This window comes from Ensifer sp. Root31 (assembly GCF_001424825.1).
Lineage (GTDB): Bacteria > Pseudomonadota > Alphaproteobacteria > Rhizobiales > Rhizobiaceae > Ensifer > Ensifer canadensis.
In genome coordinates this window covers 74,430-86,944 of the sequence record NZ_LMCO01000015.1, presented here as the reverse complement: position 1 = coordinate 86,944, position 12,515 = coordinate 74,430, and the positions used below count along the sequence as shown (strand labels likewise).

The 12,515-nt window shown below is 61.1% G+C and carries 8 protein-coding genes and 1 pseudogene; 4 read left to right on the top strand and 5 right to left on the bottom strand.

Translation table 11 applies throughout. The annotated features are described in order from the left end of the window. Positions 1-284 precede the first annotated feature (284 nt). A pseudogene (locus ASD00_RS16200) lies at positions 285-554 on the top strand (glycerol-3-phosphate transcriptional regulator protein); the annotation flags it as partial. Between the two features lie 183 nt (positions 555-737). Here the strand turns inward: ASD00_RS16200 and ASD00_RS16195 are convergent. From ASD00_RS16195 to ASD00_RS16185, 3 genes are all read right to left on the bottom strand, one after another. Beyond that, on the bottom strand, positions 738-2,522 hold the full coding sequence (locus ASD00_RS16195) for a diguanylate cyclase (protein ID WP_057207553.1): 1,785 nt from the start codon (positions 2,520-2,522) through the stop codon (positions 738-740). 146 nt (positions 2,523-2,668) lie between these two features. Continuing rightward, positions 2,669-4,879, bottom strand: coding sequence for a TonB-dependent siderophore receptor (locus ASD00_RS16190; RefSeq protein ID WP_057207577.1), 2,211 nt, complete (start codon positions 4,877-4,879; stop codon positions 2,669-2,671). A gap of 179 nt (positions 4,880-5,058) precedes the next feature. Next, on the bottom strand, positions 5,059-5,943 hold the full coding sequence (locus ASD00_RS16185; protein WP_057207552.1) for an AraC family transcriptional regulator: 885 nt from the start codon (positions 5,941-5,943) through the stop codon (positions 5,059-5,061). A gap of 250 nt (positions 5,944-6,193) precedes the next feature. On the opposite strand from ASD00_RS16185, the gene ASD00_RS16180 reads away from it, so the two are divergent. Continuing rightward, entirely contained in the window at positions 6,194-6,400 is a 207-nt protein-coding gene (locus ASD00_RS16180) for a hypothetical protein (protein WP_057207551.1), read from the top strand. A 53-nt stretch (positions 6,401-6,453) separates the two neighbouring features. Here the strand turns inward: ASD00_RS16180 and bla are convergent, their stop codons facing one another. Further along, entirely contained in the window at positions 6,454-7,431 is a 978-nt protein-coding gene (gene bla / locus ASD00_RS16175; protein ID WP_244496065.1) for a subclass B3 metallo-beta-lactamase, read from the bottom strand. 212 nt (positions 7,432-7,643) lie between these two features. On the opposite strand from bla, the gene ASD00_RS16170 reads away from it, so the two are divergent. Further along, positions 7,644-8,600 (top strand): polysaccharide deacetylase family protein, encoded by a 957-nt coding sequence (locus tag ASD00_RS16170; protein ID WP_057207549.1) that lies wholly within the window; start codon positions 7,644-7,646, stop codon positions 8,598-8,600. A 94-nt stretch (positions 8,601-8,694) separates the two neighbouring features. Here ASD00_RS16170 and ASD00_RS16165 read toward each other — a convergent pair whose 3' ends face one another. Further along, the gene (locus tag ASD00_RS16165) at positions 8,695-9,612 is read right to left on the bottom strand and encodes a LysR family transcriptional regulator (protein ID WP_057207548.1); all 918 of its coding nucleotides are present in this window, start codon (positions 9,610-9,612) and stop codon (positions 8,695-8,697) included. A gap of 449 nt (positions 9,613-10,061) precedes the next feature. On the opposite strand from ASD00_RS16165, the gene ASD00_RS16160 reads away from it, so the two are divergent. Further along, positions 10,062-12,515 (top strand): penicillin-binding protein 1A, encoded by a 2,454-nt coding sequence (locus ASD00_RS16160; protein ID WP_057207547.1) that lies wholly within the window; start codon positions 10,062-10,064, stop codon positions 12,513-12,515.

Here is a 12,515-nt window from a genome sequence, read left to right as displayed (position 1 = left end):
AGAGCCCGAAGCCCCCCAGCGTCTCGTTCAGAACTGTACGCCGCCCCGTAGGGAGAAAGAATAAGCTGGCATCTGAAACCTCCCTGATCTGTTGCCGGAGATCGACTTATAGGCGAATCGCCCGCAACCGCCAAGCGAGGAAATCTAGCCATGCGCCAAAGTGCAACCGGTGCGGCTTGCTTGCAACAGTGTACAAGACGCCCCGGGGTTTACGGCGACACGGTCTTCGTAGCAGAGTAAACCGTCGGCCGATGGCGGGATCAGACGGCCGACTACATCCGGAATTCAAGTTCGACATCGCCGTCATCTCGGTCAGCGGCATCGACCAGGATGGCGACATCGGCGACGACGATCACGCTGAGGTCGCCGCCGTCTCCGCCGCAATGAAGCAGGCCGAACGCATCATCCTTGCCGTCGACAGCAGCAAATTTTCCAGGCGCGCGCTCGTGCGCCTTGCCTCGCTCGCCGACGTCGATGCGCTCGTCACCGACAGCCTGCCAAACGAGGGCATTGTCGCACTGCTGCAAAAACACGGCGTGAGCATTCACCACTAGAGTATTTCCAGGAAAAGTGCGAAGCGGTTTTCCGTCAGGAAATGCGTAAAAACAAAGAGATAGAGCGCTTGTTCGATTCCGTCTAAATAGGAAACGGCTCTACCGCCTTATCGCACAACGCCCGCGGTGGCCGGCACGGGGGGACCCTGGTTGCCGGCGGAATGCGCTCCTTCACAACGTGTTTTAGGTAACAACCAAGCCCGACGAGCAAACCGTCATATTCCGCCCCCGCGCCTTGGCGTCGAGCAAGGCGGCATCGGCCCGTGTCAGAAGCGTCGCGACCGTGCCTTCGCGTGGCGACGAGGCAATACCGATCGACACGGACACGGAGCCGAGGATACGGCCGCGATGAGAAAGCGGTGTCGTGCCGATCTTGTCGCGCAGGCGCTCGGCGAATTCGAAGCCCGCCGCCTCGCTCATTTCAGGCAGCAGCATCGTGAACTCCTCGCCACCGAAACGGTAGGTCGCGCCCAGCTCGCCGGCCGCGTCAAGCATGATCTGGGCAACATACTGCATCACCACATCGCCGGCGTCGTGGCCGAACTCGTCGTTGAAGCGTTTGAAGTGATCAATGTCGATCATGAGGCAGACGAGCGGCCGGCCGGCCCGCTCCCGCAATTGCTTGTTCAGCGCTTCGTCGAGGCAGCGCCGGTTAAGGAGGCCCGTCAATGCGTCGCGGACCGCCAGGTTGGTCAGCTTCTCGCGCAGCTGCAGGTTGGCCACAGCCAGGCCGATATTTTCCGCAATCAGCTCGAGATAAAGCCGCGACGTCTCGACGGCCGGCTGCTCGGGCGAGCGTTCCTCGAAATAGAGCAAACCGATCGTATCGCCCTGAGCGGTCAGCGGCACGCACAGTCCAGCGACATCGCTCTCGTCCAGATGCTGGCAGGCAATATCGCCCTGCCCGCCATTGCTGACATGCGGCCGGCCGCGGCGAAGCCCCCAGCAGGCACTGGAAGGGAAAGTATCGGCCGAATGTTGCGGGTCGAGCCAGGTTCCGACACGCGTCAGCGACGTGCGGTTATCGTTCAGCACATAGAGATGACCGGCAAGGTTGGGGAAGATCTGCGGTGCGAACCGGGCTACGACCTCGGCCAGTTCTTCCTGGATCTGGCACGCCTGCAGCCGATGCATCATTTGCAGGATGAGGTCCTTGGTCTGCTGATCCAGTCGGCGCTCTGCATCGAGCCGGTCCCGCTCCAGCCCGTTGGTGCGAAAGATATGGATCGCCTCGTTCATCTCGCCGATCTCGTCCCGGCGACGGTCGAGCGGAACTTCCACGTCGTAATCCTGCTTGGCAAGCCGCGTCACGATGCCCGTCATGCGCACCAGCGGCATGGCCACGCGCCGCTTGAGCACGAAATAAAGGACGCCGAGGAAGAGCGCCGCAGTCATGGCGAGCATGGTCTTGGCGGCGATGGCGAACCAGTCGCTTCGCTCCTTTGCCTGCTCCAGTGCCGCGCCGGTTCTGGCCTTGGTCAGTTCGCGGAAGCGGACCACCGTTTCAAGCAACGCCGTCTGCAGACGGTCGTGCTCCGGACCGAAGAGCACTTGTTGCGCTTTTGCCTGATCGCCCTCCTGGTAGGCGGCGATCGCCGCCACCTCGATCTTGTCGAGGGCCTCTACCTCGCGCTCGACCTCCTGAAGTGCTGCCAACTCGGCCGGTGACGCCCCGACCTCCCGCACGTTCTTGATCGCCGCCTCGTGAGCGCGCTCTTCCTCTTCCCTGCCATGGAAGCGTTCGAGATGGCGCAGGTCGCCGCGCATCACGTACAGACGGGCAGCATCGCTCCGTTCCTCAGCGCCGAGCGCAAGATCCTCGCCAAGCGTGTCGAGCACAAGATGCTGCTCGGCCGCCTGCCGCTCCTCGATCGCGCTGTTCGTCGACAGGATGAACGCTACACCGGAAAGTCCGGTCAAAAGGACCGTGACCCCGTAGGCCCAGTTTGTAATCGCATTGATTCTCATGGGATGATCTATAGCCGATGGCGACGGAATAGCCGACATTGGAAAGCGCAGCGAGCGACGCATTTGCCAGAATGTAAACGACGTCGGGACCGGTGGCAGCCGGTCCCGACGTCGTTTACATACAAACTAAAGAGGTGATGCCGTCGTTACCATTTTTTGCTGAGCTTCAGGGTCAGCGTGCGGCTTTCGCCGTAGCCGCACACCGAAAGCCCCTGGCACCCCTTCACATATTCCTTGTCTAGGAGATTGGAGACGTTGAGCGATGCCGCCCAATCGTGCTTCTCGTAGCGAATTGCCGCATCGACCAATGCGGCCGAGGGGACTTTGCGCGTGTTCTCCGCATCCGCCCAGGATCCCCCCTGGTATCTGACGCCGGCGCCAAGGCTGACCCCCTCGAGCGCTCCTGAAGGCACGGTATAGTCGAGCCACAGCGACGCCTGAGCGTTGGGAACAAGGTATGGCGTCTTTCCCACCAACGCCGTGTTCGCGTCTTCGGTCACCTCGAGATCCATGAAATCAAGACCGGCGATCAGCTTCCAATCTTCGTTGATATTGGCCTTGCCCTCAAACTCGATGCCGCGGGAACGCACCTCACCCGTCTGGGTGGAAATGCTCGTCAACGGGTCGGTCACGAGAGCATTGCGCTTGGTCAACTGATAGAGTGATGCCGTCAACACGCCGTCGAATAACGTCGGCTCGTATTTGACCCCGACTTCGAACTGTTCACCTTCCTGCGGCTTGGTATTGCCTGTTGCTGTCACCGCGACGATCGGGTTGAAGAAGGTCGCGACGCTGACATATGGGGTCAGGCCATTGTCGAACTCATAGGCAAGGCCAGCGCGGCCGCTGAAAGCGCCTTCGTTGTAGCTGAAGGCGTTATTTTGCGTCGGAGCCCAGAAGGTCGGGCCGTTTTTGGTGTTGGTGTCCACGTAATCGTAGCGACCATTGAGCGTGACGAGCCAGCCCTGACCGAACCTGATCTGATCCTGCGCATAAACGCCCAGCTGCTGCTGCGTAACCACCTGATTGATATAGGTGGCGTTTGCGGGCTGCGGCGCACCATAGATCGGATCCGTTGCGCTGATGGGTGTAGCGGCCGACGAAGCCTGCACATGGTCCAGCCGGTAGTACTTGTAGTCCAGGCCAACGAGCAGCGTATGATCCAGTGCCCCGGTTTCGAATTCTCCTTCGACACGGTTGTCGACGGCGAAGGTATCGACCTTCGATGTCGCCTCAAACCCCAGACGATAAAGGAGATTGTCGGGGGTGGCCGGCACTGTCGACGACGGGAAGGGCAGGCTCGGATCGTAGTAACCGAAGGTATATGGGCCGTTCTCATGCTTGTAGAGATGGCCGTACCGCAGGTTCTGGCTAAACTGCCAACCGCCTTCAAACTCGTGCGTGAATTCATAGCCGATCATCTGCTGGACATAGGTGCCCGTATCCAGATCCGGCTCACCATAAAATGCATCGCGGTCGATCTTACCGAAGGGTGCATCGACGACCGTGCCGACATAAGGCAGGAAGCCGTTGCCGACGTGCACCTGGTCGAGGCCCTGTAGAACACCGTAGACCGTCAGGCTTGTCGCATCATCAGGCGCGTAGGTGATCTGCGGCAGGACGAAGCCGCGCAGATCGTTGGAGAAATCGGTGTAGGTATCGCCGCCCGACATCTTGCCGGTGACGCGATACCGGATGGTGCCATCGTCCGTCAGCTTGTCGTTGACATCGAAGCCGGTGAAGGCATTGCCAAAGTTGTTGATGCCGATCTCGGTATAATAGAGCGGTTCATCGAATGGCCGCTTGCTGATCAGGCTGACGATACCGCCTGCGTTGGCGCCGCCGTAGAGCGCCGAGGCGGGCCCCTTCAGCACTTCGACCCGCTCGAGCATGAAGGGGTCGATTTGAAAACCGCCGAAACCAAAGCTGAAAAGCGTCAGACCATCGAGGAGCACGCCGGTCTGCGTCGCGTCGAAACCGCGGATGTAGTACCAATCCGTATCCGCATCGGTGCCGAAAGGCTCCGTCGTCACACCCGGCGTGTAGCGCAGGGCCTCATCGACCTTGTTGACCACGCCGCGGTCGTCGAGCTCATCGCGACCGATGACGGAGACGGATTGGGGAATTTCGCTGATCGGCGTGGCCGACTTCGAGCCCGTCGTCGTCGCCTTGGCGACGTAACCGTCAACGGGGCCGGTGGCCTCGTCGCGTAAGCCCTGTGCCTGCACCTCGATCTTTTCGAGTTTCGTGGCGATACCGTCCTGGGCGACCGCCGCCGTCGACACGAGCAAGGCGATACCGGCAACGCCACTCGCAAGGAATTTTCTCAAACGCACACTTTCACCATCACGCTGCATCGTATCGTCGCCCTTTGATGCCGGACCCGCCATCCCCACGACGTGCGGCCCGACTTTCTGACTGCTGATAAGATGACCGTTTATCTCAACTATTAGGACGGGGCTTGTTTCGAACCCTGAAAGTTGAACGCTCTTGGGCAAATGTGTGCGGGCAACTGTTCAAGGCTGAAGGCATTTGCTCAGGCGAGACGGCTTCTTTTCCAAAGAGCCGGCGTCGTTCCGACTGCCTTGCGGAAGACGCGGGTGAAATGTGCCTGATCCGAAAAACCGGTTTCGGCAGCGATCGCGGTCAGCGACGCTTCATTCTTTAAAAGCAGATGCTTGGCCCGCTCGATGCGCGCGTTAGTCTGCCACTGGTGCGGCGCCACGCCTGTCGATGCCTTGAAGGCGTGGCTGAAATGGGACTGCGAAAGCCCGGCGAGACCAGCCAGTTCCTCGAGCCGGATGTTGCGAAGGCTGTTTTCCTCGATGTATTCCACCGCCCGACGCAACTGCCATGACGCGAGCTGGCTGCGCTTGCGTGCGCTGCTGCGACTGAGCTTCATCAGGTCGATGAACAGCGCCAGCGTCAGCCCGTCGCCGTAGAGATCGTGTAGTGGCTGCGGATTGAGGCATTCGGCAGCGATCAGTCGGGCGAGTTGGAGAAACCGCTCGTCGTGGAACATCAGCCGTGGCACGGCGCATTGGCCGGCGTCGAGATCCTCCATCAGCCGTCGGCTAAGGATGTCGATGTTGAAGTGCAGATCGAGATGGCGGATGTATTTGACATCAACCACATCCGCCCAGATCTCCATGCCGGCGGGGATGTAGGAGATCGCCTGTTGCCGATAGTTCTGAACGGCGCCGTTTGCCTGCGAGGAAAGCTTGACGTTGCAGCAGCTCCCACCCCGCGCATCGAGAACGATGAACATCCGCGGATCATCCGAGACGTAGTAGCCGCCGGCATGGGGGTCGCATTCCACATCCCACACGTCGGCAATGATCCCGTTCCATTCCCGGCGATGCAACTCGCCCTGGATCTTGAAACCGGCAATCTTGTTCTGCATCCGCGGCTGAAACGTCATTATCGCGTTGCCCGTCTTCGGGAAGGTCTGTCTTGGCTACTTTATTCCTTCCTCCAATACTCATCTTTAAGCCGCAACGGAAGTCCCCGGCGATTGCTTTTGGAGAGAACAGCACCAAGCGGATCTGAGGGTGAAAGACTGCGGCGTGGCATGATTTTTTTCGAGATTCCACACCAAAGGATCACACGGACAATCCCCAGCAGGGCCGATAGGGCTATAAGGCTGCACTCAAACAGATCAGGAGCTTACGATGGACACCGTCGAAATCGCAGACCGCAGCGAATTTGCCCTCTGGGCAATCCAGCGCGCACAGGAAATCGTCGTGACTGAAGGCGCGTCTTTCGCCATGGCGGCACGCGACATGGACGATACGGCGCTGACCGCTGCTGCAGCAGCACTCGGTAAGGCCATCAGCGACGCCATGATCGAAGTGTTCGACGGTCTCATGGCCGAGTAAGAGCCCGATTCGTTCGCAATGTGCAAAGGGCCACGCCAAGCGCGGCCCTTTTCTCATTTTTTCGCCTTCTGCCGTGCAAGCTCTTTCTTGAAGGCGGCACGGGACTTTTCGACGATTTGGCCCAGCAAGGCCGGATCGACGAAGGCATCTTCCTCGCCCGCATCCCGCCGCGCGGCGCGGCCGATAATGTCGGCGATATCGGGATGAGCGGGCAGGACCACATCCGCCGTCATGCCTCCCAGCCGGTCGAAGCTGGTCTCGAAGTCGGCAACGATCCCGGGATAGCGCTTGTTGCCGAAGAGCTTGTTGCCGGCGACGGTGACGCTGCAGGGAAAGACCACCTTGAGCGCACGCCCGGCCTCGCTCACCGACGTTGACCAGGTGGTGCAGCCCGGCGTGTGGCCGGGCGTCAGCGTCGCCTTCATGCTGACGTCTCCGAGCGTCACGACTTCGCCGTCGTCAAGCACATGATCGACCTTCACCGCCGGAAAGGTTCCACGCTTATAGGTGGTCTCACCATCATGCAGGCCGTTTTCCAGTGCCCAGCGATCCGCCGCGATCGCATAGAGCTTGGCGCCGCTGTCACGCTTGATTTGTGCAACGCCAGCGACATGATCGTAATGCGCATGGCTCGTGACGATGATCTTGATGTCGGAGCGTTTGAAACCGAGTGCTGCGATATTGTCCTCGACAAGGGATGCGGTGCTCTTCAACGTGCCGTCGAGCAGAATGGCCTGCTTGCCTGAGGTGATGAGGTAGGCCGCCAGCCCCTTGGTCCCGACGTAATAGATGTTGCCGACGACGCGGAATGGCTTTGTCGGCTGCGACCATTCGGCGTTATCAGCCATTGCCGCACTCGCCAGGCATACCGTGGCGACCACCGTCGCCAGCGCGCGTCGCATCATCTTTCTCATACAAGCCTCCGCATCTCGAATTTGGTTTCCATGAACCTCGGACGCGTCCTGCCTAAGGAGCCGTGGCGGGGTCGGCAAACGACGATAATTTGCGGCAGCCATTAGAATAATTTGCATTTCGATGAACCTGGACAGTCGGGGCCAGCAGCCACAGGCACTTGGCCCGAAAATCCCGACCACGCAATGCTCATGCAACCCTTGCGTACGAGGGTCGATCTCATTTCGATTAGCAGAAGAGGGACGATGATGATGGAAACCAGGCTTCATGGCGCCTGCGGCACGCAGTGTTAGGGCTAGGCGTTCGAAGGGCCCGCGCGATCGGGCGCCTCATGCTGCTTGCCTTCACGCCTTGGCTCGCGCTTGTTTTCTTCCTGGTCGACGCCCATGCCGAAACCAGCGGCACCGCCCGGGAGAAATTCGTCGCCATCACATTCGATGATCTTCCCCACGCCAATGCCGGCACCGACGGGACAGATCAGCCGTCGTCCGAAAGCATCCAGGATGCGAATGCCCGCATTCTTGCCGCCCTCAGGGATCACAAGGCGCCGGCTATCGGCTTTGTCGTGGAGAGCAAGGTTCGCGCGATCGGTCCGCTTGCGAAAGATATCCTGAAGGATTGGACCGGCCCGCGGCTGACGCTCGGCAACCATACCTTCTCGCACGCGGACACCAACACGCTCGACATCGCCGGCATCGAGCGCGAGATCGTCGATGGCGAGAAGACGACGAGGCGAACGCTAAAGGCGGCGGGCAAGCAGCTGCGTTTCCTACGGTTTCCCTACAATCACACCGGCGACACAACGGAAAAGCAGAAGGCGATCGCGGGGCTTGCGGCGAAGCTTGACTACACGATCGCCGCCTCGACCATCGATACCTCCGATTACGTCTTCGACCGCGCCTATGAGCGCGCGCTTGCCGAAAACGACACGGAAGCCGCCCACCGCATCAGGACGGCCTATCTGATGCACACCCAACAGCAGATCGCCTATTACGCCGGTCTCAACGAGCAGGTCCTTGGCTACGAGCCGCCGGCAATCATGCTCTTGCATGTCAACCGGCTGAATGCCGACGCGATGAAGGGGATCCTGTCGCTGTTCGAAGAGAGCGGCTACAGTTTCACAACGCTCGAAAAGGCGCAGGCCGACGCCGCCTATCGGCGACCGCTGTCCTACGCGACGAAATTCGGTCCGATGTGGGGTTACCGCTGGGCGAAGGACAGGAACGTGCGCGTTGACGGCAGCCTGGAACGAGAGCCGCCGGAATGGATCGTCAGCTACGGCGAATAGCTCGGCACACCGGTCGCAGGTTGACCTTCAGTATCGAGTTGCTCCCAGCAGATCCCCTTTCGCTGACGGCACTCCCCCGCCAACGCATTGCAGCCTATGCCGAGTTGCTCGCCTCCGGCTCATGCAATCGGGCGGCGTTATCCTCCTTCGCCGCCATCAGCCAATCGTGGAAGGCGGACATCGCCAGTGTCGGCGCGCGCGACCGCAGCCGCGTCAGCCAGTAGCTCCCCATCGAGGTATAGACGTCGAAGGGCTGCCGCACTGTGCCGTTCGACAGCAGTCGGGAAAACATCAAAGGCGGCGCAAGCGCCACACCGATGCCCTGGGCGGCTGCCTCCATCATGGCGAGCGACGAATCGAAGACGACGCCCTTGAGCAGCGGCGCCGGATAGGTGATGCCGGCAGCGGCAAACCAGTTCACCCATTCGTCCGCCCGATAGGACCTGAGCAGCGTCTGGCCCAGAAGATCGGCGGGACGGCGCAGCGTATCGGCAATCTCAGGTACGCACAGCACCGAAAGCGGCGCCTCGAACAGCCGCGTCGCCTCGATGTTGTGCCAGGAACCGCTGCCGAAGCGAATGGCGTAGTCGAGCCCCTCGGCGGCCATGTCGACACGATTGTTGTTCGTCGACAACCGGACATCGATGAAGGGATATTTTTCCTGAAAATCCGCAAGGCGTGGCAGCAGCCAGCCGACGGCAAAGGTGCCGACTGCGCCGATCATCAGCACCTCCCGCAGATGGCCGCCCTCGAACCGTTCGAGCATATCGGCCATGCGATCGAAGGAATCCTGGAGTACCGGCAGCAACGCCTCGCCCTCGGCGGTGATCATCAGACCGCGCGGCAGCCGCTTGAACAGCGTCACGTTGAGACGGCTTTCCAGCAGCTTCACCTGGTGGCTGACCGCCGCCTGCGTCACGCACAGTTCGATCGCCGCGCGGGTAAAACTCAGATGTCGCGCGGACGCCTCAAAGGCCCGCAGCGCATTGAGGGGGAGATATGGCCTGACCATGGATGCCCTAATTCAGCTAATGGGTCCTGCAAATAAACGTGGTTTGCCGCTGCGGTGCAACCTCTTTACGGTGAACTCACGTCGGCACCCTGTTTCGCCAGGACGAGACTGCCAACATATCGAGGATCCGGCCCCTCAGACATACTTCCCCGTGGAGGACCCAACCATGTGTCGTCTCAACTGAACGCCCCATAGGCACGCGCCCAACACGTTTCGCACCGTCACATCCGCTCCGGCCGCAGCAGCGGACCAAGGCGGCATGTCACAGCCCTTAGTGGTGAGACTGAGGCGACGAACCGGCCGCGACGGGATAGGCGAAACATCGGGCTTCTAGGCCCGATCCGCCGCCCCGCACCGCCTTCACGCCACAAACTGATGCGCGTCAGCCGCTCCCTTGGATCGGATGGCGAAGCCATGTCCTTCGAAATTCGAAAGCCCCGACATCCGCCATGAAGTTCATTGCAAACCTGCTCGCAACCCTGATCAATCTGGCAACGCTTCTCGGCGTCGGGCTGGCATTTTGCGCCGCGGCCCTGACGCGAGACCTGCCGGATCATCGGGCGCTGGCGAACTGGGAGCCGGCGGTCACGACCCGGCTTTACGCCGGCGACGGCGCCATGATTGCGCAATATGCCCGGGAACGCCGTCTGTTCCTGCCGATCGGCGCCATTCCCGCCCGGGTCAAGCAGGCTTTCCTTTCGGCCGAAGACAAGAACTTCTACCTTCATCTGGGCATTGACCTGACGAGTCTTGCCACCGCGCTCTGGTCGAATGTCGCCAACTACGGCTCGGGCCGGCGCATGATTGGCGGATCGACGATCACGCAGCAGATCGCCAAGAATTTTCTCCTGTCCTCCGATCGAACGGTCGAGCGCAAGCTGCGCGAAGCGATCCTTTCGATCCGCATCGACCAGACCTATTCCAAGGACCGGATCCTGGAACTTTATCTCAACGACATCTATCTCGGTCTCGGCGCCTATGGCATCGCGCAGGCAGCGCTTACCTATTTCGACAAGCCGGTCGATCAACTGACGGTGGCCGAAGCGGCCTATCTCGCCGCCCTACCAAAAGCGCCGAACAATTATGACCCGTATCGCCATCCGGACCGAGCCGTCACCCGGCGCGACTGGGTCATCGAGCAGATGCGCCGCAACGGCGTCATCGACAGAGAGGTTGCAGCCGCAGCCACCGCCTCGCCCCTCAGCATCAGGCCGAAACGACAGGAGACATCCGCCGACAAGGCGGACTACTTCACCGAGGAGGTGCGCCGCCAGTTAGGCACCCGCTATGGCGAGGCAGCGCTTTACACTGCCGGGCTCTCGGTTCGCACGACACTCGATCCGCGGCTGCAGCAAGCGGCCATGCGGGCGTTGCGAAAGGGACTGGTTGGCTACGACCAGGCAAAGGGGTACCGGGGGCCGATCACCCGCCTGCCTTCGCTTGAAGGGTGGCAGCAGGCGCTCGCCAAACGTCAGCCGCTCTCGGACGTTCCGGAATGGCAGCTCGCAGTCGTCCTCTCCGCAAGCAACGACAAGGCCGAACTCGGCCTCAGACCGTCAGGACCAGAAACGGCGACGGGGGCCGCAGACACGGCCATGATCGACCGCGATGACACAGCCTGGGCTCTGTGCCGGCTCGCCGAAGGCAAGCGTCGTTGTGCCTCATCCCTCAACGGCGTGTTGCAGCCGGGCGACGTCGTCTATGTCGAAAAGCAGGAGACTGGCTATGTCCTGCGCCAGCCGCCGCAGGTGCAGGGAGCGCTGGTCTCGATGGACCAGAACACTGGTCGGGTGCTCGCGGTCGCCGGCGGCTTTTCCTACGCGCAATCCGAATTCAATCGCGCGACCCAGGCTTACCGCCAGCCCGGCTCGTCGTTCAAGCCGTTCGTCTACGCCGCGGCACTCGATACCGGCTATGCGCCGACCACGCTCGTCATGGACGCGCCGATCGCCATCCCTGATGGCACCGGCAAGACATGGCGGCCGAAAAACTATGATGGGCGCTTCAGCGGTCCTTCGACCCTGCGAACGGGGCTGGAAAACAGCCGCAACCTGATGACCGTGCGCCTTGCTCGCCATCTTGGCATGGACCTTGTCGCCGACTACGGCAAGCGCTTCGGCATTTACGACGAGCTTCGCACCTACCTTCCGATGGCGCTGGGCGCCGGCGAAACGACGTTGCTGCGGCTCGTTTCCGCCTATGCCGTCATCGCCAATGGCGGCAAGGCCATAACCCCGTCGATGATCGACCGTATTCAGGATCGATATGGCCGGACGATCTACCGGCAAGACAGCCGCCAGTGCGCGGACTGCAATGCGCTTGCCTGGGAAAACCAGGAAGAGCCTGATCTCGTCGACATCAGGGACTATGTGCTCGACCCGATGACGGCCTATCAGATCACTTCGATGATGCGTGGCGTGGTGGAAAGAGGCACCGCCAGAAATGTCGCCACGCTGGGTGTCCCGATCGCCGGCAAGACCGGAACGACCAACGACGAGAAGGACGTCTGGTTCGTGGGTTTCACCCCCAATATCGTCACCGGCGTCTTCCTCGGCTACGACACGCCGAAGCCGATGGGTTACGGCGAAACCGGTGGCGGTCTCGCCGCACCGATCTTCATCGACTTCATGAAGGTGGCACTTCAGGGAAAACCGGCGGCCGATTTTCATCCGCCGCCCGGCATGTCCTTCCAGACAGTCGACAGAAAGACGGGGCGGCCCGCGCAGGACGGCGCGCAAGGCGCCATCCTCGAAGCCTTCAAGCCGGGAACCGGCCCCTGCGACGGCGGTTGCGCCGTCATGGACGACAAGGAGATGGCCGAGTTGCCGGCCAACGGCGCCGACCAGGGCCTAACACCTGAATTGCGGCAGAAGCTGCTCAGCAATACCGGCGGGCTCTACTGA

Coding starts and splice junctions, on each gene's coding strand:
- ASD00_RS16195 (WP_057207553.1), bottom strand. CDS start 2,522: ATGAGAATCAATGCGATTACAAACTGGGCCTACGGGGTCACGGTCCTT.
- ASD00_RS16190 (WP_057207577.1), bottom strand. CDS start 4,879: ATGCAGCGTGATGGTGAAAGTGTGCGTTTGAGAAAATTCCTTGCGAGT.
- ASD00_RS16185 (WP_057207552.1), bottom strand. CDS start 5,943: ATGACGTTTCAGCCGCGGATGCAGAACAAGATTGCCGGTTTCAAGATC.
- ASD00_RS16180 (WP_057207551.1), top strand. CDS start 6,194: ATGGACACCGTCGAAATCGCAGACCGCAGCGAATTTGCCCTCTGGGCA.
- bla (WP_244496065.1), bottom strand. CDS start 7,431: ATGCAAATTATTCTAATGGCTGCCGCAAATTATCGTCGTTTGCCGACC.
- ASD00_RS16170 (WP_057207549.1), top strand. CDS start 7,644: ATGCTGCTTGCCTTCACGCCTTGGCTCGCGCTTGTTTTCTTCCTGGTC.
- ASD00_RS16165 (WP_057207548.1), bottom strand. CDS start 9,612: ATGGTCAGGCCATATCTCCCCCTCAATGCGCTGCGGGCCTTTGAGGCG.
- ASD00_RS16160 (WP_057207547.1), top strand. CDS start 10,062: ATGAAGTTCATTGCAAACCTGCTCGCAACCCTGATCAATCTGGCAACG.